The organism is Flaviaestuariibacter amylovorans (genome assembly GCF_039541815.1).
Classification (GTDB): Bacteria; Bacteroidota; Bacteroidia; order Chitinophagales; family Chitinophagaceae; genus Flavisolibacter; species Flavisolibacter amylovorans.
In genome coordinates this window covers 19,146-42,126 of the sequence record NZ_BAABGY010000020.1, presented here as the reverse complement: position 1 = coordinate 42,126, position 22,981 = coordinate 19,146, and the positions used below count along the sequence as shown (strand labels likewise).

23 protein-coding genes are annotated in these 22,981 nt (G+C 61.3%); 8 read left to right on the top strand and 15 right to left on the bottom strand.

Going from position 1 to position 22,981, the window contains the following annotated elements; genetic code table 11:
* Positions 1 to 115: 115 nt before the first annotated feature.
* From ABD937_RS23265 to ABD937_RS23250, 4 genes are all read right to left on the bottom strand, one after another.
* On the bottom strand, positions 116 to 1,495 hold the full coding sequence (locus ABD937_RS23265; protein WP_345258453.1) for an aldehyde dehydrogenase: 1,380 nt from the start codon (positions 1,493 to 1,495) through the stop codon (positions 116 to 118).
* 414 nt (positions 1,496 to 1,909) lie between these two features.
* On the bottom strand, positions 1,910 to 3,235 hold the full coding sequence (locus ABD937_RS23260; protein ID WP_345258452.1) for an alpha-amylase family glycosyl hydrolase: 1,326 nt from the start codon (positions 3,233 to 3,235) through the stop codon (positions 1,910 to 1,912).
* 54 nt (positions 3,236 to 3,289) lie between these two features.
* Entirely contained in the window at positions 3,290 to 3,523 is a 234-nt protein-coding gene (locus ABD937_RS23255) for a hypothetical protein (RefSeq protein ID WP_345258451.1), read from the bottom strand.
* Positions 3,524 to 4,011: 488 nt separating this feature from the next.
* Positions 4,012 to 4,299 (bottom strand): membrane lipoprotein lipid attachment site-containing protein, encoded by a 288-nt coding sequence (locus ABD937_RS23250; RefSeq protein ID WP_345258450.1) that lies wholly within the window; start codon positions 4,297 to 4,299, stop codon positions 4,012 to 4,014.
* A 68-nt stretch (positions 4,300 to 4,367) separates the two neighbouring features.
* Between ABD937_RS23250 and ABD937_RS23245 the strand changes: the two genes are divergently transcribed.
* Positions 4,368 to 5,057: an alpha/beta fold hydrolase gene (locus tag ABD937_RS23245; RefSeq protein WP_345258449.1), complete on the top strand. Its 690-nt coding sequence runs from the start codon at positions 4,368 to 4,370 to the stop codon at positions 5,055 to 5,057.
* 26 nt (positions 5,058 to 5,083) lie between these two features.
* Positions 5,084 to 5,533, top strand: a complete 450-nt coding sequence (locus tag ABD937_RS23240; RefSeq protein ID WP_345258448.1) for a GNAT family N-acetyltransferase — start codon at positions 5,084 to 5,086, stop codon at positions 5,531 to 5,533.
* Positions 5,534 to 5,672: 139 nt separating this feature from the next.
* On the opposite strand, the gene ABD937_RS23235 is transcribed toward ABD937_RS23240, so the two are convergent.
* Positions 5,673 to 6,188: a GNAT family N-acetyltransferase gene (locus ABD937_RS23235; protein WP_345258447.1), complete on the bottom strand. Its 516-nt coding sequence runs from the start codon at positions 6,186 to 6,188 to the stop codon at positions 5,673 to 5,675.
* A gap of 107 nt (positions 6,189 to 6,295) precedes the next feature.
* Here ABD937_RS23235 and ABD937_RS23230 point away from each other — a divergent pair, with 107 nt between their 5' ends.
* Positions 6,296 to 6,847, top strand: a complete 552-nt coding sequence (locus ABD937_RS23230; RefSeq protein ID WP_345258446.1) for a pyruvoyl-dependent arginine decarboxylase — start codon at positions 6,296 to 6,298, stop codon at positions 6,845 to 6,847.
* Positions 6,848 to 7,230: 383 nt separating this feature from the next.
* Here ABD937_RS23230 and lptB read toward each other — a convergent pair whose 3' ends face one another.
* On the bottom strand, positions 7,231 to 8,013 hold the full coding sequence (gene lptB, locus ABD937_RS23225) for an LPS export ABC transporter ATP-binding protein (RefSeq protein WP_345258444.1): 783 nt from the start codon (positions 8,011 to 8,013) through the stop codon (positions 7,231 to 7,233).
* A gap of 549 nt (positions 8,014 to 8,562) precedes the next feature.
* Here lptB and metF point away from each other — a divergent pair.
* Together metF and ABD937_RS23215 are read left to right on the top strand one after the other, a co-directional pair.
* Positions 8,563 to 9,519, top strand: a complete 957-nt coding sequence (gene metF / locus ABD937_RS23220) for a methylenetetrahydrofolate reductase [NAD(P)H] (RefSeq protein WP_345258443.1) — start codon at positions 8,563 to 8,565, stop codon at positions 9,517 to 9,519.
* A gap of 37 nt (positions 9,520 to 9,556) precedes the next feature.
* Positions 9,557 to 10,123 carry a hypothetical protein gene (locus ABD937_RS23215; RefSeq protein ID WP_345258442.1) on the top strand — a complete coding sequence of 189 codons (567 nt, stop codon included), beginning with the start codon at positions 9,557 to 9,559 and terminating at the stop codon, positions 10,121 to 10,123.
* A 112-nt stretch (positions 10,124 to 10,235) separates the two neighbouring features.
* Here ABD937_RS23215 and ABD937_RS23210 read toward each other — a convergent pair whose 3' ends face one another.
* Both ABD937_RS23210 and ABD937_RS23205 read right to left on the bottom strand, forming a co-directional pair.
* Positions 10,236 to 12,158 (bottom strand): peptidylprolyl isomerase, encoded by a 1,923-nt coding sequence (locus ABD937_RS23210; protein WP_345258440.1) that lies wholly within the window; start codon positions 12,156 to 12,158, stop codon positions 10,236 to 10,238.
* Positions 12,159 to 12,163: 5 nt separating this feature from the next.
* A complete protein-coding gene (locus tag ABD937_RS23205) occupies positions 12,164 to 13,675 on the bottom strand; it encodes a DUF5106 domain-containing protein (RefSeq protein WP_345258439.1) in 1,512 nt (503 codons plus the stop codon).
* Between the two features lie 206 nt (positions 13,676 to 13,881).
* Between ABD937_RS23205 and ABD937_RS23200 the strand changes: the two genes are divergently transcribed.
* Positions 13,882 to 14,487, top strand: coding sequence for an energy transducer TonB (locus ABD937_RS23200; RefSeq protein ID WP_345258437.1), 606 nt, complete (start codon positions 13,882 to 13,884; stop codon positions 14,485 to 14,487).
* A 55-nt stretch (positions 14,488 to 14,542) separates the two neighbouring features.
* On the opposite strand, the gene ABD937_RS23195 is transcribed toward ABD937_RS23200, so the two are convergent.
* The 7 genes from ABD937_RS23195 to ABD937_RS23165 form a co-directional block, all read right to left on the bottom strand.
* Positions 14,543 to 15,022 (bottom strand): GyrI-like domain-containing protein, encoded by a 480-nt coding sequence (locus tag ABD937_RS23195; protein WP_345258436.1) that lies wholly within the window; start codon positions 15,020 to 15,022, stop codon positions 14,543 to 14,545.
* A gap of 538 nt (positions 15,023 to 15,560) precedes the next feature.
* Positions 15,561 to 16,019, bottom strand: a complete 459-nt coding sequence (locus ABD937_RS23190; RefSeq protein WP_345258435.1) for a GNAT family N-acetyltransferase — start codon at positions 16,017 to 16,019, stop codon at positions 15,561 to 15,563.
* A gap of 338 nt (positions 16,020 to 16,357) precedes the next feature.
* Positions 16,358 to 16,918 carry a hypothetical protein gene (locus ABD937_RS23185; RefSeq protein ID WP_345258434.1) on the bottom strand — a complete coding sequence of 187 codons (561 nt, stop codon included), beginning with the start codon at positions 16,916 to 16,918 and terminating at the stop codon, positions 16,358 to 16,360.
* Positions 16,919 to 17,015: 97 nt separating this feature from the next.
* The gene (gene yiaA / locus ABD937_RS23180; protein ID WP_345258433.1) at positions 17,016 to 17,438 is read right to left on the bottom strand and encodes an inner membrane protein YiaA; all 423 of its coding nucleotides are present in this window, start codon (positions 17,436 to 17,438) and stop codon (positions 17,016 to 17,018) included.
* Between the two features lie 193 nt (positions 17,439 to 17,631).
* On the bottom strand, positions 17,632 to 19,014 hold the full coding sequence (locus ABD937_RS23175; protein WP_345258432.1) for a serine hydrolase: 1,383 nt from the start codon (positions 19,012 to 19,014) through the stop codon (positions 17,632 to 17,634).
* Positions 19,015 to 19,346: 332 nt separating this feature from the next.
* Positions 19,347 to 19,910 carry a Crp/Fnr family transcriptional regulator gene (locus ABD937_RS23170; RefSeq protein WP_345258431.1) on the bottom strand — a complete coding sequence of 188 codons (564 nt, stop codon included), beginning with the start codon at positions 19,908 to 19,910 and terminating at the stop codon, positions 19,347 to 19,349.
* Positions 19,911 to 20,109: 199 nt separating this feature from the next.
* A complete protein-coding gene (locus tag ABD937_RS23165) occupies positions 20,110 to 20,631 on the bottom strand; it encodes a toxin-antitoxin system YwqK family antitoxin (protein WP_345258430.1) in 522 nt (173 codons plus the stop codon).
* Between the two features lie 124 nt (positions 20,632 to 20,755).
* On the opposite strand from ABD937_RS23165, the gene rlmD reads away from it, so the two are divergent.
* The gene (rlmD, locus tag ABD937_RS23160; protein ID WP_345258428.1) at positions 20,756 to 22,246 is read left to right on the top strand and encodes a 23S rRNA (uracil(1939)-C(5))-methyltransferase RlmD; all 1,491 of its coding nucleotides are present in this window, start codon (positions 20,756 to 20,758) and stop codon (positions 22,244 to 22,246) included.
* Positions 22,243 to 22,971, top strand: coding sequence for a rhomboid family intramembrane serine protease (locus ABD937_RS23155; protein WP_345258427.1), 729 nt, complete (start codon positions 22,243 to 22,245; stop codon positions 22,969 to 22,971). Before rlmD ends, ABD937_RS23155 begins: the two co-directional genes overlap by 4 nt.
* Positions 22,972 to 22,981 lie beyond the last annotated feature (10 nt).

Below are 22,981 nucleotides of genomic sequence, written 5' to 3'. Positions count from 1 at the left end.
AGGCTTCGGGACGCTACGCTCGCAATGACGGCCGATCCACTCGCAACTACTTTGCCGCTGTGAACGACCCCTTACCAATAAACTAATAAACCAATAGACAGCCGCGCAGCGGCTTCTACCGGATCACCTTCTTGAACCATTTGAGCTTGCCGGCAAAGGGCGGGTACTTGAGGTCCGGGTCGAACCAGGTGGGTGTTTTCAGGAGGGCCTTCCGGTGACTGAAGGTTTCGAAGGAAAAGCGGCCATGGTAGGCGCCGATGCCCGAGGGGCCCCGGCCCCCGAAGGGCAGTGCCGGGTTGGTGAGGTGCCAGGAGGCGTTGTTGATGCAGCCGCCGCCGAAGGGCACGCTTTCGATCCACGCGCGCTCGGCAGCCGCGCTTTCCGTGAACAGGTAAAAGGCCAGCGGGTCGGGGTGGCGGCGGATGAGCGCACGTGCTTCCTCGTCGCTCGTATAGGTGAGGATGGGCAGCAGCGGACCAAAGATCTCTTCGCCCATCAGCGCGGACTCCGGGGAGACGCCTTCCAGCAGCGTGGGCGCGATGTAACGGGTAGCGGCGTCGTGCTGCCCGCCGAACAGCACCGTGCCCTGCTGCAGGTAGCCCGTGAGGCGCGCGAAGGCGCGGTCGTTGACGATCTTGCCATAGTGACCGCTGCGCGCCGGGTCGTCGGTGAAGAACTGCAGGATCGTGGCCTTGAGCTGGTCTACGAAGGCGTCTTTTACGGATGCGTGCACCAGCACATAATCGGGCGCCACGCACATCTGCCCGGCGTTGGAGAACTTGGTAACGGCAATGCGGCGGGCCGCCACGCGCAGGTTGGCGTCGGCAGCCACCACGCAGGGACTCTTGCCCCCGAGCTCAAGGGTGACGGGAACGAGCCGCTCCGCCGCCAGCGCATAGATCTTTTGCCCCACGGCGGTGGAGCCGGTATAGAACACATGGTCGAAGCGGAAGCCCCGCATCAGCGGCGGGATCACTTCGGCGCCGTCGCCTTCCACGATCAGCACCTGCTCCGGCGGGAAGGCATCCGTAATAATACGGCGCAGCAGGGCGGCCGTGGCGGGCGCGAACTCGGAGGGCTTCAGCACAGCGCAGTTGCCGGCCGCGAGCGCACCCACGAGCGGCGCCAGCAGCAGTTGCAGCGGGTAGTTCCAGGGGGCGATGAGGAACACGACCCCCAGCGGCTCGCGGTGGATGCGGGAGCGGGAGGGTAGGTTCAGCAGGTTGGTCGGCACTTTTTCGGGGCGCATCCAGGCTTTGAGGTGCTTCAACGTGTGCCGGATCTCACCAAGCAGGAAGCCGGTCTCCGTGACCCAGGTCTCCTCCACGCTCTTGCCGAGGTCGGTCATCAGCGCCTCGTTGATGGCGCCCTCGTGCCGGAGCACCGCGGCGCGCAGGGCCTCAAGCGCCGCTACCCGTGCGGCGTAGGGGCGGGTGGCGCCGCTGTCGAAGTGCGCGCGCATTTTTTCGAGGGAATGCTTCAGGGCTGCTTCCATGGCTACAAGGTAGGGAACAGAAGAACAAGGAACAAGGAACAGGGAATAAGGAACAAGGAATGTTGAATGACGAAGGAGGTAGAGAAAGAACGCGGATTTTTTATGATTGATACGATTAGCGCCAATCCATTTACCGGGACCGCTCATCGGTTCAGCCGCTTATGCTGCATCTTTTCATCAGGATCAATAGGCCGCTGCCGGGATATTCCGAATCGTACCAGTAAATCATACCGGCAAAGACATCGCAGCCAGGAGTCGAGCAGCATGGTAGTATCCATCCGCGCTCATCGTATAAAATCCGTATCATCTGCGTTCCTTCTCTCTCGGGCCCATCATCACCACAGTGCTTGTATAAAAAAGGAGGAACGTCTGTCCCTCCTTCCCTTCGTTATTCGATATTCCTTGTTCTGCGGTTCACCGGCTTTCATACACCGCGTAGCCCCAGGGCTCAATGCCGAAGCCGTTCTTCACGGGCTCGGGCAGTCCGCCGAAGACGTTCATCCACACGTTCTGCGAAGGCTGCTGCTTCCAGGTGAGCTGCTGCGGCTTGCCCGAGAGGTTCAGGATCACGAGCACCTTGCCCGTGCCCTTGCGGCGCTCGAAGGCGAACAGGGCGTTGTCGTTGCCCGTGGCGAGGCGCGTGAACGTAGCATCGGAGGCCATGGCGGGGTTCGTGCGGCGCAGCGTCAGCAGCTGCTTGTAAAAGGGCGCGCGGGCATATTTGCGGAACCCGATGGTGTCTTTCCAGAAGAAGGAGAGCGAGTCCATCACCGGCTCTTCCTGCCCGCTGTATACGAGCGGCAGCGTCTTCTTCATGGTAAACGTCAGCACGGCAAAGGGTGCATGCACGGAGCCGGGCATCGTGCCGTAGTCGGCCTTGTTCCAGGTGTTCTCGTCGTGGTTGGAGGTGAAGTACAGGCGCATCGCGTTGCGCGCGAAGGCCGTGTCCTCGCGCGTCAGCAGCGAGTCGAGCGCGGAGGCGGAGCGCTTGCCGGCGGCGATGTCTTTCATGATCGAGAAGGGCTCCCAGGCATAGGTGGCGTTGAAGCCCACCTCGTGCATCCAGGGCTCGTTGCTTTCGGCCAGCATAAATACGGGCTTCACGGTGCGCAGCTCACGGATGCAGCGGCTCCAGAAGGCTTTGGGGACTTCGCCGGCCACGTCGCAGCGGTAGCCGTCGATGCCGGTCTCGCGGATCCAGTATTTGAGCGTGGCGATCATGGAGTCCACCATGCGCGGGTTGCTGTAATTGAGCTTGCGCACGTCGGTCCAGTCGAAGGGCGACACGGCCTCGCCGGTTTTCGGGTCCTTTACGTAGAAATCGGGGTGCTTGGTGAGCCAGTAGTGGTCGCCACCGGTATGGTTGGGTACCCAGTCGATGATGACCTTCATCCCGAGGCTATGGGCCTTGTTCACGAGGCGCTTCCAGTCGGCGAGGGTGCCGAACTCGGGGTTGATGCCGCGGTAGTTGGCGATGGCATAGTAGGAGCCGAGACCGCCTTTGCGGTCTTTCTTGGAGATGGGGTGGATGGGCATGAACCAGAGCGTCTGCACGCCCATGTTCTTGAGGCGGGGCAGGTGGGCTTCAAAGGCGCGGAAGGTGCCTTCGGGCGTATACTGGCGTACGTTGACCTCGTAGATGTTGCCGGACAGGATCCAGGAGGGCGGAGCTACAGGCGACTGGGCAAGGGCACTCAGCGAGAGGCTGCACAGGAGCAGGAGGGAAAGCAGGGGGCGCATAAGCAAGACTTTGTGCTAAAGTAAGCCAAAGCCCCCAATGTGTACGCCGGACACTTACACGGCACGGAGCTGGGTGCCGTTGTTGCTTTTCTGGTAGAAACGGGAGATCGCTTCCTGGAGCTCTTCGGCGAGCAGGCGCTGGGCTTCATCGTCGGATACGGAGGGGGCGAGGCGCATTTCCTTTACGTTGATGACAAAGGAGGTGCCTTCGTAGCGGGTGAACACGGAGATCATTGTCTCGAAGGTCGTATCGGCGACCTGCACCTCGGAGCAGAATAACTTGACCATGAACGGGCGGTTTCCGGGGTGGGTAAAATAATCGTGCCACCGGCCGAAAGGGCGCAGGGTCAGGGGATTAGGACGGGAATCGGGAGCGTGAATCGTGAATTGGCAATCGTGAATGGGGCAGGGGTGGGAGGTGCATGGGGCAGATGCGTATAAGGCGCATCGTTCCTTTAGCTGGTGATCGATCCAGATATCGCGTGACAGTTGCTCCCGACCCAGGGTTTCAACGGAAACCCAGGCCTCCGGGTATGTAGTGGCCACCCGTGGTTAACGCAGCAATCCGGAACGCCGATCCATACTCTGTTTCCCTGTAAAGATCAACAGTTATACAACTTTCGACACGTCCTGCGATCGTTAGAATCCGGCTCGTTGTGAAATACCTGCCACAGGATTTCCGGTTCCTGGCCTTTCCCGACACGGTCGCCCGCATTTCTACGAGCGTCTCATCGCCACATCGCTCCATTCGCGATTGCCGATTGCCGATTCCCGTCTCAGTACTGCCGCTGCCGCGCCGAATCGTTGCCTGGGGTAGTGGAACGGTCCTGCGTGGGGCTGGGCGAGGAAGAGCGCACGTCGCCCTTCACGTTGTGCTGCGGGATGGTATCGTTCGGGTACTCGCCGGAGGCGGTGTTGATATGTTTGGCCGTATCGTTGACTGCGCTGGCAGCGCCGGTGTCGGGGGAGAAATTCGTAGTGTCGGTATTCGCGTTGCCGTCGGTTGCATTGCTGCAGCCTGCCAGTGCCAGCCCGATGAGGGCGCTGAAGAGGATCCGTTTCATAGCGTTTGTTTTATCCACCCTCTCTTCTTACAATAACTTTGCCGCCAACCACCTCAGCCACACCGCTTATGAAGTCCCTCCTGCTCCTCCATGGCGCGCTCGGCAGCGCCGATCAGCTCCGGCCCCTTGCCGAAGCCCTGCCCGGTCACTACGACCTGCACTCCCTGCAACTGCCGGGGCATGGCGGCGTACCGGCCGGCGACGGCGGCTTTTCGGTGCCTGCCTTCGCCGGTTTCGTGGAGCGATACATCCAGGAGAAAGGCCTCGACCGGCCGTCCGTATTCGGGTACAGCATGGGCGGCTACGTGGCCCTGCACCTCGCTGCTACCCGCCCGGAGTTGATCGGGGCCGTTGCCACGCTGGCCACCAAGCTCGACTGGACGCCCGAAGGCGCCGCCCGCGAGGCGGCCGGGCTGCAGCCCGACGTCATCGAGCAGAAGGTGCCGGCCTTCGCGGCGGCGCTCCGCGAGCGGCACTACCCGCTCAACTGGAAGGAAGTGCTGGCCAACACCGCATCGCTCATGCAGGAGCTCGGCCGTGCTCCCCTGCTGACCGATGGGGTACTCGCTTCCCTCACGCTTCCCGTATTATTACTGCTCGGCGACCGCGACAACATGGTGACGCTTGAAGAGACGGTCAACGCCCGGCGTACGATCCCGGGTGCGCAACTCGGTGTGCTGCCCGCAACGCCCCACCCGCTGGAAAAAGCGGATCCGAAGCTGCTGGCCGCCCTGCTGCAGCGTTTCTTCGGCTCCTGACCTCTATTACCTCAAACCATCGCTGTATGATCCATTACCGCCCCGCCACCGTTCCCGACATTCCCGGCATGCAGGTCGTGCGCCGATCGGTAACGGAGAATGCGCTCTCCAACCCCGACCTCGTGCGCGATGCCGACTACGTTCCCTTCCTTGGCACCGAGGGCACCGCCTGGATCGCCCTCGACGGCGACCGCATCGTAGGCTTCTCGATCGCCGACGTGCCGGGCCGGAATATCTGGGCGCTTTTTCTCTTCCCCGAGTACGAAGGCCGGGGCATCGGCAAGGAGCTGCACCGCCTCATGATGAGTGGATATTTCGGGCAAACGAAGGAAACCGTATGGCTCAGCACGGCTTTCCACACGCGCGCCGAAGCCTTTTACCGCCTCCGCGGCTGGACCGACAAGGGCGCCCACAATGCCATCGAGCGCCGCTTCGAAATGACGGCGGAAGACTGGAAACGGATTTCAGATTTTTGATTTCAGATTTGAACCAATGCAACAGGCAAGGAACCGGGTGCTCCTGCAACGGAATGCCACCGACAAGCCTGCTTCGTACCAGCATCGCCTGCACGCTTACTAATAGACTAATAGACCAATAAACCAATAGACCAATAAACTAAACCTTCCTCCGCATCAGCCAGTCGCGCTGGACGTCGGTACCCAGCAGGAAGTCGCATTCGTCAAACTTTTCGAAACCCCAGGCGGTGTAGAAGTCGATCGCCCGCTGGTTCTGCGCCCAGACGCCGAGCCACACCCACTCTTTACCGCGCTCCGCGGCCACCCGCAGGCTTTCGGCCATAAGGACCTTGCCGGCGCCTTTCCCGATATAGGAAGCGCAGGCGTAGAGGCGTGCGATCTCGAGGGCGCTCGTGCTGCCGAGCGTGGCCGGCGTTCTGCCCTCGCGCAGCTTCACATAGCCCGCTACCTCGGGGCCGTCGTAGGCCAGTACGAAGTGGTGCTCGGGGCGTCCTACCTCCAGCATGAGGCGGCCCTTGGTGAATTGCTCGTCGAGGAAAAGCGCCATGTCTTCCGGCTTGTTGTCGTTGGCGAAGGTGTCGTAAAAGGTCTGCCGGCTGATGTCGGCTACCAGCGCCGCATCTGCAGCCGTGGCGGTCCGCAGGGTATAGGTCATGCCGCAAGTTAGTGCACAGAGGGGTTGCCCCGGCAGGCAGCGGCGCGGTGCGGGAGGCCGTTCATAAAAAGCATCTTCGGTGGCACAGCTTTTTTGCAACCAGCGGCATGCTCCTTCTTCCGAAACGCTTCTTCCTCACCAAAGGCATCGGCATTCATGCCCAGCCGCAACGGGCGGTAGCCGAGGCCCTGCGCGACGCCGGCATGGAACGTTGTAACCTGGTGCGTGTGTCGGGCGTGCTGCCGCCGGGCTGTACGCGCATGAGCCGCGACGAGGGGCTGGCGGCGCTTACACCGGGTATGATCGCCTTCGTGCTCCAGGCCCAATCCGTTGCGCAGGGTGCGGGCACGCTCGCAACGGCCGGGATCGCGGTTGCCTGTCCCAACGACGGGTCGCAGACCGGCTACTTCGCAGCGCTCGACGGTACGGGGCGCGATGCGCATGATGTGCAGCAGGAGGCGGAGGAGCGCGCGGCCGGGGAGCTGCTGGCGCATTGGGGGCTGGAGACCGAGCCCAACGAGTTCGTGCGCCGCGGGCAGAAGCAGTATGAATACGGGGAGCAGGTATTCGGGGTCGATTCGCTGATCGCCTCGGCGCAGGGCCACGAGGCCCACCTCAACACCGTGGTGCTGGTGATGGCGGTGTTCCTGTTGGAGTAAGGCAGGCGAAGGAAAAAAAGAGTTTTTTAACCGCTAAGAAAAGAAGGGGCTAAGGTACTCGCTAAGAGTACGGTCTATTTGTCTATTGGTTTATTTGTGAAGAGTTCGTCGATGTGCGACCTTCCTGATCGTACTGGAAGATATCTTACCTGGAAGCGTGGCTTGCCAAAGCAGCGCCGAAAGTGCTATAGGTACGTATCCGCGTTCATCGTATCAAATCCGTATAATCTGCGTTCTTTCTCTTTCTCTGCCCATCGTCAGCGCAAAGGCCATTTCGGAAAGTACGCCTTGCTCCTCGTTCCTGGGTTGGGCGGTTGTGCTGTTCTGTGACGCATGCAGCACCCGGAATAAATCTGAAATCTGAAATCACAAATCTGACATCCTCACAAACTGTCCGGCAGGCTGTCGGGATTGATCTCCTGCAGCAGGTAGTCCTTGCGCTTCAGCTCGAAGTTGCGGCCGAGGTAGAGGCGCTTCACCTGGTCGTCTTCGGCGAGCTCCTCGGCGGAGCCGTGGCGGAAGATCTTGCCCTCGATGAGGAGGTAGGCGCGGTCGCAGATGGAGAGCGTTTCGGTTACGTTGTGGTCGGTGATGAGGATGCCGATGTTCTTGAACTTCAGCTTGGCCACGATGGCCTGGATGTCTTCCACCGCGATGGGGTCGATCCCAGCGAAGGGCTCGTCGAGCAGGATGAATTTCGGGTCCACCGCGAGCGCGCGGGCGATCTCGGTACGGCGGCGCTCGCCACCGGAGAGCACGTCGCCGTTGCTCTTGCGCACATGCTGCAGGCGGAACTCGTCGAGCAGCGTTTCGAGCTTTTCCTGGCGCTCCTTTTTGGGCCGGCCGGTCATCTCGAGCACGGACGTGATGTTCTCCTCCACGGTGAGCTTGCGGAAGATGGACGCTTCCTGCGGGAGGTAGCCGATACCGAGCTGCGCGCGCTTATACATGGGCAGCTGCGTAATGTCGGTATCGTTGAGAAACACGCGGCCCTCGTCGGGCTTGATGAGGCCGACGGTCATGTAGAAGGTGGTCGTCTTGCCGGCGCCGTTGGGGCCCAGCAGGCCCACGATCTCTCCCTGCTTCACTTCGATGGACACATGGTTCACCACGGTGCGGGTGCGGTAGCGCTTGACGAGCTCGCTGGTATGGATGCGGATGGACAAAACGGGAATGTTTGCGGTAAAAATACGGCAGGAGGGGCACGTGGCAGGGACAATTAACTTCCTGTTTTGCCGGCGCAAGCGCCTGGCTTTTCCTATAGTAGGACGAGGGTTTCACGCACTATCGGCCGAAGCCTTGTGGCGCGGCGGCCAAAGCACCTCAAATTCTGGCTACGATTCCCGTTTAGCCGCCGCAAGCGGCTGGTATTTTCTAAAGCACAACGGGGACTTCGCGCGGTGACGCAAAGACGCGGAGCACGCAGCGGCATATTCGTTGCGTGGCGACCAGTTATCATACTCGCTTAGGCTTTTTAATCGGATATCCTGTCGTTGTGCCGTCGTGTCGTCGTGCCGTTGTGAGACAGCCTGCCGCAGGCAGGGCGCATCATGAGCGCAGCGAATGTCCCCGCGTCCCCGCGTCTTTGCGTGAAACCCGCTTGCCGCTTTCGGAAAGCAGGCCGCCTGCGGCCGTGTTAATAATGTCGGATCCCGCAAACGTTGCCGGACCCCAACCCCTTCCGTTTGCCGTTCCGGGCGTACCTTTGCGGCCGTATGAAAGTTACCGAGCACCTGGACGCCGCGCAAGGCCGTACCCTCATCTCGTTCGAGATCCTGCCGCCCCTGAAAGGCAAAGGCATCAACGCCCTCTGGGAACACCTCGATCCCCTGATGGAGTACAAGCCCGCCTTCATCAACGTCACCTACCACCGCAGCGAATCGATGTTCAAGCGGAAGTCCGACGGCACCTTCGATAAGGTGGAAGTGCGCAAGCGCCCCGGCACCGTCGGTATCTGCGCCGCCGTGCAGAACCGCTACGCGGTGGACGCGGTAGCCCACCTCATTTGCGGCGGCTTCTCCAAGCAGGAGACCGAGGACGCCCTCATCGACCTCAACTTCCTCGGCATCGACAACGTACTCGTACTCCGCGGCGACGCGCCCAAGAACGAAGCCATCTTCGAGCCCCAGCCGGGCGGTCACAAATACGCCATCGACCTGCTGGCCCAGGTGCAGCGCATGAACTCGGGGCTCTACCTCGAGGAAGACCTCAAAAGCCCTGTCAAGACCAACTTCTGTATCGGCGTCGCGGGCTATCCCGAAAAGCACTTCGAGGCACCCAACCTCAAGACCGACCTGCAGTTCCTGAAGGCCAAGGTGGACGCAGGCGCCTGCTACGTCACTACGCAGATGTTCTTCGACAACCAGAAGTATTTCGCCTACGTAGATGCCTGCCGCGCCGCCGGCATCAACGTGCCCATTATCCCGGGCCTGAAGCCGCTCACGACGAAGAAGCAGCTCTCCATCATCCCGCGCACCTTCCACGTCGACATTCCCGAAGCCCTTTCGGAGGCCGTGCTGCGCTGCAAGACCGACGCCGACGTAGAGCAGGTGGGCACCGAGTGGATGCTCCAGCAATCCAAAGAGCTCAAGGCCGCCGGCGTACCCGTGCTCCACTACTACACCCTCGGCAAGCCGCACGTGGTGTCGAACGTGGTGAAGGAGCTGGTTTAATAGTTTATTGGTCTATTGGTAAGGTCGTTTCTATACTATGCGGCTTACAAAACTGGGCATTTCGTTGACGGCAATGGCGATCGAGGCGGCCCTGTGTGCCTTATGGTCCTGCAGCCACGACGTTCCCTTCAGCGGGCGGGGGCCTGATTGCCTGGCGGCCTACCAAGCCCGCAAGACGGAGATCAGAAACACCGCAAGCTTCCTGGCGCAGTTCCGCGACACCGGCTTTGCGCTCGAATTGTGGGGAAGAGAACGCATCCTTAAGTTTCGGTATGTCGATAACCGCCACGGGCTCTATGGCGCCGGATCCGATATCCGCCTCGACGAGCCGCTCCGGCACCGGTTGCAATCCTTTCTGCGCGCCGCGGATTCGAGGGGGTTTTATAAAGAGCCTGGGAAAGACTATATCGAAATGGACCTGCCGGTAGCGCCCACGGCACGCCTGCGCCTGCTGCTTCCGCCCGGCCGCATTGCCCCCGGCATCGGGTTGGGCAAGTACTATCCCGGTCATCTCCGCACCGACTTCAACCGGCACTCCTTCATCGCCGTCGACAGCGACGCCGTGTTTGTACAACTTAATGCAGCGGATGCGGTGCTACACTGAAGATTGCTTCCTTCATGATGCTCCAGAAAACAAAGGAAAAGGTCGCCCTAAAGCGACCCTTTACCCGCCTCCGCTACTGCGAGCGGAGCAAATAGACCAATAAACCAATAAACTACTTCCCCTTCATCAGCTCCAGCAACACGGGCTGGTTGATGGTGACCGGGTAGCGGGCGCGGAGCTCGTTGATCCACTTCGCCTCCAGCTCTTTCTGGTAGTCGGCGATCACGAGGCCGCGGGCTTCGGCGAAGCTGCGGGGCGCTGTGCCCGGGTGCTCCTTGAGGATCAGCGCGAACGCCGCGGAGTTGTCGCTCGCATTCACGAGGGGCGCCGTTACCGTGCCTGCTTTCAGGGCCGTCTTCGCGCCGTTCGGGATGGCGCCGCGGTCGAAGCGGTTGGAGTCCACAGCGATCTTGTCGTCGTAGGTGGCCAGCACGGTGGCCCAGGCCGCAGGCTTCTTCGCGATCTGTGTATGCGCGGCCCTGGCCGTGGCGAGGTCGGGTGCATAGAAGATCACAGCATCCACCGGGTCGGTCCATTGGTACGACGACCTATGTGCGTTGTAGTAGGCTTCGAGGGCTGCCGTATCGTTCTGCGCGGGGCCCCATACCTGGCGCTGCATGATCTCGAAGAAGAGGTTGCCGTCGCGGAACTCCTCCATCTGCCCGCGGAAGGTGGCGTTGAACTGCTCGAGGTGGTTCTTGTAATACTCGATCGCCGATGCCTCGCGGAACTCGTCCCACAGCTGCGGGTAGGGTTTCGCGCCGGAGCCGTCGGCCTTGAAGCGGTTGGCGCCGATATACTTCAGCCAGTCGGCGGTGGTGAAGGCCTGGTCGCCCACACGCAGCAGCGGCGTAGTTTCGGTGATGGAGAGGGCGATGCCCGGCTTCTTGTATTCGAGCAGGGAGTCGCTGTACAGGAACAGGTGCTCGTTGTTGAAGGAGTGCGGGGTGCTGCCTACCTGGGCGCCGATCTTTTGCGCCAGTACGCCGCGTACCGTAGCAATACGGTCGGAGGCTTCCACGCTGGCGCGGAGGGCCTGCAGCACTTCGGGGGTGGCGGTGGCAGGGCGCGGTACGAGGGAGCGGCGCTTCACGATGTGCCAGCCGTGTTCGGTGAGGAAGGGTGCCGTGAGCGCGCCATCCTTTGCAAGGGCGAACACCTGGCGCTCAAATACCGGGTCGTATTGACCGGCCGTGAGGTCCTGCAGCTCACCCTTGTTGTTGGCCGATACCACGTCGTTCGAGAATTTGGTGGCCAGCGTGGCGAAGTCGGCGCCTTTGAGCAGGCGGGCGTGGAGCGAGTCGGCGCGCTTTTTAAGGGCGGCCTTGTCGGCCTCGGTGGCGCCGGGCGGGAAGGCGAGGAGGATCTGCGCCGCCTTCAGCGTGCCGGGATCGGGGCGCTCGGCGATGTTCTTGAACAGGTGGTAGCCGGCTTTGCTGCGTTGCACGGCCGACAGCGCTCCGGGGCGGGTATTATAAGCGAGGTTCTCCAGCGTGTAGGGCAGGGTAAATACGGCGATCCAGCCCAGCTCGCCGCCGTTGTCCTTTACCGAAGGATCTTCGGAGTAGCGGCGGGCCACGTCGGCAAAGGGCTTGCCCGACCCGAGCTCACTAACGGCTTGCTGCATCTTCAGGGCAGCGGCGGCTGCGTCGCCCTTTTCGGCAATGAAGATGTGGGCAAGGCGGATGTTCTTCTTCGAGCGCTCAAAGGCTTCCTGCACGAGGCCGTCCACCCCGGCGAGGTCATTGAGGTAAGTGGGCAGCAGCTGCTCGCGCAGGTTCTGCAGGTCGGCCACCATATTGGGCAGCGTATCGTAGCCGAGGCGGCGCGCCTCGCGCACCTTGAGGCGCGAGGTGATGTAGAGGTCGAGGTAGTCGTTGAGCGACGTGGTACCCTTGCCGGCGTTGTTCTTCTTATAGGCGGCCAGGAAATCGGGCACGGTCACGGTGTCGCGCCCATACGTGAAGAGGGTCTGCGCGGAGGCGACCGACGCCAGGAAGAGGAAGGCGGCGCCGGACAGGATGCGTTTCAGCATAAGTGTTATTTGGATGCGGAGGTTTTGTTCTTCTTTTCGAATTCGGCCAGGATCTCGTCGATCTGCTTCTCGGCGAGCTTCTTGGCGATGATCTTCTTGTCCTTGTCGAGGAGCAGCATGGTCGGGAACGACTGCACGTCGAAGAGCTGCGAGTAGCTCGGGATGTTGTTGTCCAGGCGGGCCTTCTCGGCTTCCTTGGAGTAGTACACGTGCACCCAATCATTAAGCTTGAACTTGCTGATGAAGCTTGTCCAGTCCTTGCGGGTGCCTTCGGTCTCCTTGGCGAGGGCGAAGATCTTGACGCCGTTCTTCCGCCACTTCTGCTGGTACATCGTGTCGAGCTTGGGCAGGGTCTCCTTGCAATGGCCGCAGGTGGGATCCCAGATCACGAGCAGGGTGTAGGGCGCCTTCACGTTGTAGAGACGCTGTGCCTTGCCGGTGGAGTCGGGCAGGTCGATGTCGGCCGCAGGCTCGCCGGTGATGTTCATCATGAGCGAGTAGGCGCGGTCCTGGATGATCTTCTTGCCCTTGTCGGTGAGCCACTCGTAGTGCTTGTCGGCAAAGTACTTCTGGTACAGGTGCACGAACACGCGGTCTTCCCACATGTACTTCATGTTGAGGTAGCGGTTCACGAATTTGAGCAGGAAGAACTTCTGCATCTCCTTGTTGATGGAGGCGAAGCTCAGGATGTAGTCGAGCTCCTTGATCACCGAGTCGGCGGCGGGATAGAGGAGCTGGTCGATGTAGCGGTCTACGCGGGCCTCGAAGAAGGGCGTGCGCGAGAGGCGCTCGTCGTAGAAGTTGATGCCGTCGAAGTAGTGGTCCTTGTAGTAGCGGTAGGCGGCGAGGGAGTCTTCGCGCGTCTTCGGGTTCTTGATGGGCGACTCGGGCTCCTTCATCGCTTTGAGCAAGGTGGCGAGGAGGCTGTTGGGCGTTTCGGTCATCACCGTGCTGCGGTACTGCTGCACGCGCTCGGTCACGGCGTTGATCTCTGCGGTGAGGCGGGCGGAGTCGGCCGGGTTGGCGCTGCGCAGGCGGCCCAGGGAGTCGGCGGTGCGGCCGGCGGCGGCCATGGCGTTCTGGTAGGCATGGAATTGCGTGTTGTCGTCGGAGCCGGTGAAGGAGAGGCCGCGGGGCAGCGTGGCCGTATCGGCCTGGATCGCGAATTTCTGCTGCTTGTCGATGAGGATCTCGAAGTGGCGGGCGCGGTCGGGGAAGCCCACGAGGTAGATGCCGCCGCCGAGGGGCTTGGATCCCCGGAAGGTGCCGGTGCTCTGGTCGTTGAGCTTTACGGAGTCGATGATGGGCAGCTGCTTGCCAAAGTAGTGGCCGAGGTAGATCCACTGGTTCCTGAACGGCTTCAGCGTGACCTGGATCTCGTACCCGCCTGCGCCTGCGGCTCCGGTGGAAGCAGCCCGCTTTTCAACAGGTTTCGGGGTGGGGGTAGCTACGGGCTTTTTCTGGGCAACGGCGGCCGTGGAGAGCAGCAGGGCCAGGAAGGGAGCGATTCGCATCATATATCGTTCGGTGGCTTTCAGTTAAGTCGTAAAAATAGCCCAAAAGGGTTGGATACGCCCCCGAACCGGAAGGTTTTGAGGGGTTTTAAGGGTTTTGAAGGTTTTGTGGGTGGTGGGCCGGTGAGCCGGCAGACACGTGGGATTGCACCCGCTCCGGATGACGGGTGGAATCGATACCTTTAGGAATATCACAAATGCGCTTCGCCATGACCTCAATCGTTGCCTTCCTGCGTCCGGTGCTGTTCGGTTTCTTTATCCTCGCCGGCCTTGACGGCAGCGCCCAGTCGGGAGCCCGGAAAAAGCAGGAGCCGAAGCCAGCTGCGCGGCCACAGGTGCCCACGCCGCAGGCCATCCCGGTAAAGCGTGCTACCCCGGCGCCCGACCCCGAGGCGGTACCGGGTGATGCGAAACAAGGTGGCAGCACCGTTGACCCGGAAGCCAAACCGCCGGCAGCCGGCAATCGCCCGGCAGCGCCCGGCGGTGACCCCGAGCAGGTCGTGAACGAAGTGGAGGTGCCGCCGGCCTTTCCGGGTGGGATGGAGGCCTGGGCTAATTACCTCCGCAGCAACCTGAAAGCCAGCGTGCCGGAAAACAATGGCGCACCGTCGGGCACCTACCGGGTGCGCGTGCAGTTCGTCGTGGACCGGGAAGGCAATGTATCCGACGTGAAAGCCCTCAACGATCCCGGTTATGGGATGGCGGAAGAAGCGGTACGCGTGATCCGGCGCGGACCTCGCTGGACGCCCGGCGTGCAGTATGGCCGTACCGTGAAGGCGCGGTTTACCCAGACGATCGCCTTCGGCGTTTCGTAGGTGCGCGGGTGTTTGGGGCGATTGTTCCGGCTGCTGCGGCAGCCTTTTTTGTGCCTTAGCGCGGCCGCACCGGTATCCAGATCGTTTCTTCCGCGTCAGGGTCGTCGGGGCGGTAGCCGTACGGCATCAGCGCAAAATGCGGGCGCTCGTCGACCCGGTAGTTGCTCGCAGGCAGCCACTGCGTGAAGATATGGGCGTAGGTGGCGGGCGCCGTGGCGGCCGGGCCGCGGTGGGTGAACACGGCATAGGTGCCGGCCGGGATCGCGAGCCGCTCGAGGCCTTCGGGCAGGGGCGCATCCGGTGCTACGGCCACCGCTGCCCATTTGTCGAAGAGGCGCTGCGGGTCGTAGGCGTCGAAGTGGCCGGGGTCGTATACCTCCACCGAGTACAGGCCCCCGCTTGCGGCCGCCAGCGCGCGGCGGCGCGGCATGAACGACTGCCACAACTGTGGGATCCGGTTGTCGGATGCCGACATGCGGACGCGTAGTCCGGCTAGGGTCGTGGCATCGAGTTGTCGGATGATCGGGGCTTCCATAGCGGGGGCTTGATGGGGGCAAGATAAGATAGCTTGGCCGACGCAGGCGCTTGTGGCTACAGCCAATATCGCGAAGGCGCAAAGGATTTTTTGGACGCGGAGGAGGCAAAGGACACAAAGAAGGATTTCTAAACGGTAAGCTTCCCTGCAGTGTGCAGTCAGCTTGCTTTTCGTAAGCAGAGCGCCTTGCTGCGCAAGGCATGCGCGGAGGGCCTTCCGAAAGCACCGGATCTATACCTGATTTCAGCACGCGGAAAAAGGATTGCAGACTTTCCGGCGCCGGCGCAACCCGGCAACTGCAGGAATGAGGCAAGCTGTCGGAGTGCCTCCGCGCATGCACCGCACCGCGGTGCGCTCCGCTTACGAAGGGCGGGAGAGTACAAGAGTTCGCATGCATCTGCCACTTTCGCTCACTACGTTGCGTCCTTTGCCTCCTCCGTCTTTCTTTGCGCCTTCGCGTTACCAGGGTCGGCAAGTGGTCAGTGCGGGACTGCCAAAGTTCAATACGTACCCATAAACGAATAAACCAACACCCGCCTCACACCTTCATCCGCATTTCTACAAGCAGCGGTGCGAAGCCTGCTTTCTCATAGGCGCGGATAGCGGCAGCGTTCTCCGCATACACTTCGAGGCGCAGCTCGGTGAGTCCACGGCCCCGGGCGCGTGTACGCAAGGCCTCGAGTACCTGTGCATTCACACCCTGGCCGCGGTATTCCGGCCGCACGTACATAAATCCCAGGTAGGCGTATTCCGGGTGCGCATTGAACGCCTTGGCCGCCTGCACCCGCGCATAGCCGGAGCCGATCACCCTGCCTTCGTGCTCGGCCACCACGAGGTCCACCAGCGGGTCGTCGAGCATCGCGGCGAGGTCGTAATAAGAGATATGTCCCGGCCGCAGGGTCGGATCAAAGGGCCGCTCGGCGGCGATGACGCCCTGCTCAAACTCATAAAGCGTGTCGAGATCGGCGACCGTAGCCGTGCGGATGGAGACGGACAAGGGATTTCAGATTTTAGATTTCGGATTTCAGATTTGTGGCTGACGCACGACAAGGATTTCGGAAAGTGGATGTACTCAGGAAGGTACGCATCGTTCATTTGCTGCACATCATGTATACCAAACTGCGTCTTTGCGCCTCCGCGTCTCCCCTTGAAACCCGCCGCCGCTTTAGGAAAAGTCAGGCGCCTGCGCCGGGGCCTCCAGCCAGACACTCCGCGTAACAGGGGAGATTGTCCCAAAGCTTCGGGACGCTGCGCTCGCAATGACCTCCCATCCCCGCAATAACTTTTCCGCTGTAAACGACCATTACCAATAAACCAATAAACCAATAAACCAATCTACTTCCCCGGCGGGGCCGCCTCGAGCGCTTTGAGCTGCTTGATGAGCCGGAAGAGACTTTGCGCATCCTTCGGATCCACGGCGCCGAAGAGTACGTTCACGGCCGAGCGGCCATAATCGACCCGGGTGGCCTTGTAATACGTAGACAGGCAGGCCTGCGTGTTGGCGAAGGCGAAGGCGCCGAGCGTGAAGTAATCGCCGCCGCCCTCGGGCGGAAGGCAGTCGGTATAAGCGCGGGTATGCTTCGCCCGGCGGCGGGCCAGGGCCGAATCCTTCAGGGCATAGATCTCGAAGGCCATCCGCGGCTGCAGCACCACGGCATAGGGCCGCGACGTCGAATCCTTGATGGGCTCGGTGCGCCAGAACGTGATGGTGCCCAGCGAAGGGTTGCTGCGGTGCCGGCGCGCCGTATCGATGGCGTAGCGCCACTTCGAGAGGTCGTCGCGGTACGAGAAATCGATGCGGGCATAATGCTTCTCCTTGGTATCGTAGAAATGCTTCTGGGCCCCGGCAAGGGCCGGGAGTGCAAAGAGCAGGAGGAAGGGGAGCAACTGTTTCATAAAATAGGGAGCATGGAGCAGGGTAACTGCTACAATATTGAGGCCACGGAAGGAGCGATGATAGTTTGTCGTTGGCTGATACCGGCCCCGGTTCCCTTTATTCGCCGGGCTGCCCGAAGGCTGCGGCGTCGCGCGTGTTCTTTTGCACCGCAATGGCGGAGAACAGGCTCAGCAGGAACGACATCGCGTAAAACCCTTTCTCGCTGCGCAGGATCGTCGCATTCCACAGTCCCACGGTGAGCAGCACGATGGAAGCGATGGTGGCGAACCAGGCAATGCCGTAGTACAGTCCCGACACCGGGATGCCCTCGTCGCGGTCGCGGACGGCCTTCTGCACCGAGATGGCGGAAAAGAGCCCGAAGAGCAGGATCGTAAAGTAATAGCCCTTCTCGTTCAGGAGCATGTCGGCATTCCAGAGGCCGATGATATAGCCGATAGCGCCGGTGAGCAGCGCCAGCCAGGAGGCGCCGATAAAGGCAGGGGTGGGGGGGTGAAGGCTCTTTTGGGTTTGCTGTTGCATGATGCGTTTTGTTTAGGCAACAAACCTAGCCGCTCCCACTGCGCTTCTTTTTGACATCCGTCAAAAATGCGGTGGGCCCTTGTTAAAGGCAGCTAAAGGAACACGGATAAAGCGGATGCGACGGATGTGCACGGGTAGCTGATCCCGAATTTATCCGTACCATCCGTGCCATCGGTGTTTCTGCGCGCGTTCGTCAGGGAAGCTTCTTCAGCTCGGTGCGGATGCCGTTGTTGATGAACCAGGCCCGGTGTACCCGCCCGTCGGGGTCGGTGGCAAATTCGAGCTGCCGGTCGGAGCCGTCGCCATAAAAGAACTTGGTGGCCGACTCCGGCTTCAGTTGCACCGGCACGCGGCCCTTGCGGTACAGCTTGCCGTCCTGCACATAGAGCTCCAGGAGCCCGACGCCCGTGTAGCGGCCCACGTAGCGCTCGAGCAGCGCCGTCTCCATCGGGATCTCGGTATGGACATAGGGAAACTCCACGGGGAGGCCGTGCAGGAGGTGGGCGAGCGCCGTAGCCACCGCCGGTGCGTTGGAGCCGTTGTTGGACAGCACGATGATGCTGAAGTCCTTGTCGGCCGTGTGCGAAAGGTAGGTGGTGTAGCCGGGCCAGCCGCCCGAGTGGTACCGTTGGGGGCCGTACGGCGCAGGCCCCAGGAAGACGCCGTAGCCATAGGCGGTGCCGGCGGTGGTATCGACCGGGAAGTGCGCGCGTAGCATCTCGAGCTGCCGTCCGGCCGGTAGCAGCGTGGCCGCCTGCAGTGCCCGGTTCCAGCGCAGGAGGTCGCGCGTGGTGGCGTTCACCACGCCGTCGCCCACGATGCCGTCGAGCGTATGCACGTAGCGGTAGCGGGGCAGGCTGTCGGGAATCATCCACCGCCCGGCGCTGTCGGACCACACATAGCCCAGTGCATAGTTGGGAATGGCCTCCGGCGCCGAGCGGCGCGTGTTGTACACCCGCGACCGCTTCATGCCGAGGGGAGAGAAGATGCGGTTCTTGAGGAAGGCCTGCAGCGGCTGACCGGACACTTTTTCAATGATGGAGGCGAGGAGGGCATAGCCGGTGTTGGAATAAGACCATTTGGCGCCCGGGGCGAATTCGGGTTTCGGCTTTTCGGTGGCCAGGAAGCGGATCATGTCGGCGTTGAAGGCGATCTTGTCCGGGTCCCAGTGCTGCGCCATCAATGACTCGTAGTCGGGCAGCCCCGAGGTATGAGTGAGCAGCTGGTGCAGCGTGACGTTGCGGTAGGGCAGCTCCGGGAAGTACCGGTACAGCGAATCGGTAAGCTGCAGGCGGCCCTCCTCGCGCAGCATCAGGATGCCCATCGCCGTGAACTGCTTCGACACCGAGGCCAGGTCGAACAGCGACTCCGCGTCGAGCGGCTCTTTCGTGTCGAAGTTGCGGTAGCCGAATGAGCCTTCGTACAGCACCTTCGACCCGCGGGCCACGAGCACGTTGCCGTTGAAGCGCTTGTGGGCTGCTTCGGCTTTCATAAAGGAATCAAGGAGGGCAACGGGCGCATCCTGGGCCAGAAGAGAAGCGGGGAGGAGCAGCAGGAGCAAAAGGGGACGCAGCATGGGGGAGGCCGCTTTGAGGCGACGTCTTTCGAAGGTAGCGTTTTCAGCATTAAACCTCCCGTTCTCAGGAGGAGCGGTCGCGCATCCCCGGCGTCTGCCGTGCCGAATCTGTGTGACGCGGCGAGCGCCCACGTTGCATCCCGAAGCCCCGGGGCAAAAAGACGCGACGGTGCGACTGTCGCCGGAAAGGGGGAACGACTTGAATGATGCATATTCGTCGCGCAAAGGCTTCGGCCACGTTCCCGTTCGAGGAATAGGCCTTCTGCTTAGCGAATACCTTAGCCCCTTCTTTTCTTAGCGGTAGAAATCTCTTCTTCCCTTCCACTGCCTTGTTATAGGCGTGCCCGCACCCGCGACAGTGTTTCCTGCGAGATGCCGAGGTAGGAGGCGATGGCGCCGAGGGGCACCCGCTCCAGGATGTGCGGCGCCTGGTGCAGGAGGTCGGCATAGCGTTCGGCGGCGGTCCGGAACTGTGCGTTCACGAAGCGCTCCTCGAGGCGGATGTAGTAGTGGCCGTAGGCGATGCGCACGGTGCGCTCGAGCTCGTGGAAGCGATCCATCAGTTCGTGCAGGCGCTCGCGGGTGATGGTCCAGAGCACGGAGGCCTCCAGTAGTTGTACGTACTCCACCGACGGCCGCTGCGTGATAAAAGAGTGAAAGGAGGTGACGAAGTCGTTCTCGAAAGCGAACCAGTGCGTGATCTCCTTGCCCTCGAGCGTGTAGTAGCCGCGCACGGCGCCCTGCTGCAGGAAGTGGAGGTGGCGGCAGGTCTTGCCTTCCGACACCAGCAGCGTTCCCTTGGGCAGCACCTGCTCCGCGAAGGCGTCGCGCACGGCTGCCAATGCTTCGGGCGAAAGGGTGGTGAACTGGCGGATGTGTTGAATGAGGGCGTCCATCGGGTCGAAGGTAGGAGAAAGGTTCAGAAGGGTTCAGAAGGGTTCAGGAAGGTTGGGTTCCCAACCAGCCCACGGTTTTAACCGTGGGTTTTCGAAATGCACAAGCCCACGGCTTCAGCCGTGGGGGAACAGAGGACAGGCAAAAGGCCGGAAAAGATAAAAGCGCACCCGAAGAAAAAAGGGCAGTCGTTGGTCAGGGCTAATGGCGGTGTATAACCTGACCACTCATTTTTCCGGTAGTGAGATCGAAATATTGTGTCATCAACGCATCTCCGTTTACATAGGTAGTCTTCTTACGCAGTCGCCCGCTATCGAACTCTTCCAGCGGCCCAACGATCGTTCCCATGTGATACACGTTTCGCTCGGCAATCCGGCTATAGGTGTCGAAAGCTCTTTCTTCTCCGTGGCGTTTACCGTTTTGATAAAAGCTTTCCCTCATAAGGCGATCCCCAACATACATCTTGTAAGGGCCTTGCCGGATGTTGTTTTGAAAGAATTGAACACTGTGCAACAGCGTCGTGTCATCGAAAGGGCTTTTGCTGGAGGTCTTCTTCATTGTAACAGACCTGTCGTCGACATGCCGATAAGTAATCACGAGAGTTTCATGATCCTGTTTCCGTTCTAGCTCGTCAAAATTTCTTTCGGAGTAGGGGTCTTCATTGCTGGTATGGCACCCAGCCGCCACTATCGTCAGGAACAGAAAAAGATAGAGTATTCTCATCGGCTTCGGTTTCGCTTCCAAAGTAGTGTTTCTTCCGAACCCAATAGAGGCAAAATGTTAATCTGGCCGGAGCCGACCAATGACAAACCAACAACTACAAACTACAAAGGGGTACTTTTGAGCCGTGAGAAAAAAGCAGAAACCGCGTATCCTGGAGGGCATCACCGTGGAGGCCTATGCCGCCGAGGGCAAGTCGCTCGCCCGCCAGGAAGGAAAAGTGATCTTCATCGAGGGCGCCGTGCCCGGCGATGTGGTGGACGTGCAGCTCGGCAAGAACAAGAAAGACTGGGCCGAAGGCCATGCCGTCCGCTTCCACCAATATGCGGCCGAGCGCGTGGCGCCCTTCTGCCAGCACTTCGGCGTGTGCGGCGGCTGCCAGTGGCAGATGCTGCCCTACGAAAAGCAGCTCCAGTACAAGCAGCAGCAGGTCGTCGACAACCTGACCCGCATCGGCAAGGTGCAGCTCCCGCCCTTCGAGCCCATCCTCGGCGCCCCGGAGGACCGCTTCTACCGCAATAAGCTGGAATATACCTTTTCGACAAAAGAATTTACGCCCGGCAAGCCTCCCCGCCGCGATGCGCCCACTTCTGAAGGGGAGGGAGGCGCTCCCCTCCGCGTGGAGAAAAGCGCAGGTTTGCCGCCCGCGGGCGAGTCCTACATCGACCCCCAGCCAGGCGCCGCCGGCTTCCACGCCCGCGGCTTCTTCGACAAGGTGGTGGCCATCGACAAGTGCTGGCTGCAGGATGACATCACGAACAAGATCCGCAACGGCGTGCGCGACTTCGCCCGCGCCAACGGCATCTCCTTCTACGATATCCGCAACCACGTGGGCGCGCTCCGCACCATGCAGGTGCGCCTCTGCACCACCGGCGAGCTGATGGTCAACATCGTGTTCGGCAACGACAACGCGGCCGAGCGCACGCCCGTGATCGAATACGTGAAAAGCAATTTCCCGGAGATCACGACGCTGCTCTATACCGTCAACCTCAAATGGAACGACTCGCTCTTCGACCTCGACCCGCAGGTGGCGACCGGCTCCGGCTACGCCATCGAGGCGCTTGAGGACTTCCGCTTCAAGATCGGGCCGAAGTCGTTTTTCCAGACCAACTCGAAGCAGGCCGAGCGCCTCTACCAGGTGACGCGGGAATTTGCGGAGCTCGACGGCTCGCAGGTGCTGTACGACCTCTATTGCGGCACCGGCTCCATCGGCATCTTCTGCAGCCGCGGCGCCAGAAAGGTGGTAGGGGTAGAGCTCATCGAAGCCGCCATCGACGACGCGAAAGAGAACGCCGCGCTCAACGGCATCGATCATACCTTCTTCACCGCCGGCGACGTCATCGACGTGTGCGACGATGCCTTCTTCGCGGAGCACGGCCGTCCCGACGTACTCATCACCGACCCGCCGCGCGCCGGCATGCACGAGAAGCTTGTGCGCAAGATCCTCGACATGGAAGCGCCGACCGTGGTATACGTAAGCTGCAACCCGGCCACACAGGCCCGCGACCTTGCCCTCCTCGACGAGAAGTACGCCGTCACGCGCGTGCGGCCCGTCGATATGTTCCCCCACACCCACCACATCGAGAACGTGGTGCAATTGAAACTGCGACAGTCATGAACATGTATTACCGGCCCAACAACTTTCCCCCGCTGATCAAGAACCTGATGATCATCAACGCCCTCGTGTACCTCGTGCAGGTAACGGTGGGCAAGAAGTTCGGGTTCAACGAGCACGGCACCCTGTATCCCATCATGCCGAAAGGACTGCTGGCCTACGTGCAGGAGCAGCTCGGCACCGATTACGTAGGCTTTCAGCCCTACCAGATCGCCACGCACATGTTCATGCACTCGGAGGCCAACTTCCTGCACCTCGTGTTCAACATGTTCATGCTCTGGAGCTTCGGGCGGCAGCTCGAGTCGCTGTGGGGGCCGAAGCGCTTTCTCTTTTTCTACCTCGCCTGCGGTGTGGGCGCTGCGGCGCTGCACCTCGGCATCCAGTCGCTCCGCTGCTTCGAGCTCTGGGATGCGATCCAGAGCAACCCCGCGGCCGTTGCCGGCGGCGTGGATGCGATCTCGCCGATGCTCGGCGCCTCGGGCGCAGTGATGGGCGTGCTGGCGGGCTATGCCTTCCTCTTTCCCAACACCGAGATGTCGCTGCTGTTCATCCCCTTCCCGATCAAGGCGAAGTGGTACGTGCTGGGCGTGCTCCTGATGGACGTGCTCGGCTGGCTCAACTTCACCGGGCAGGACAACATCGCCCACCTGGCCCACCTCGGCGGCGCCGCCACCGGCGCCCTGCTGGTGTTCTATTGGAACAAGACCGGGCGGCGCAGGTTCTATTGATCTCAGATCT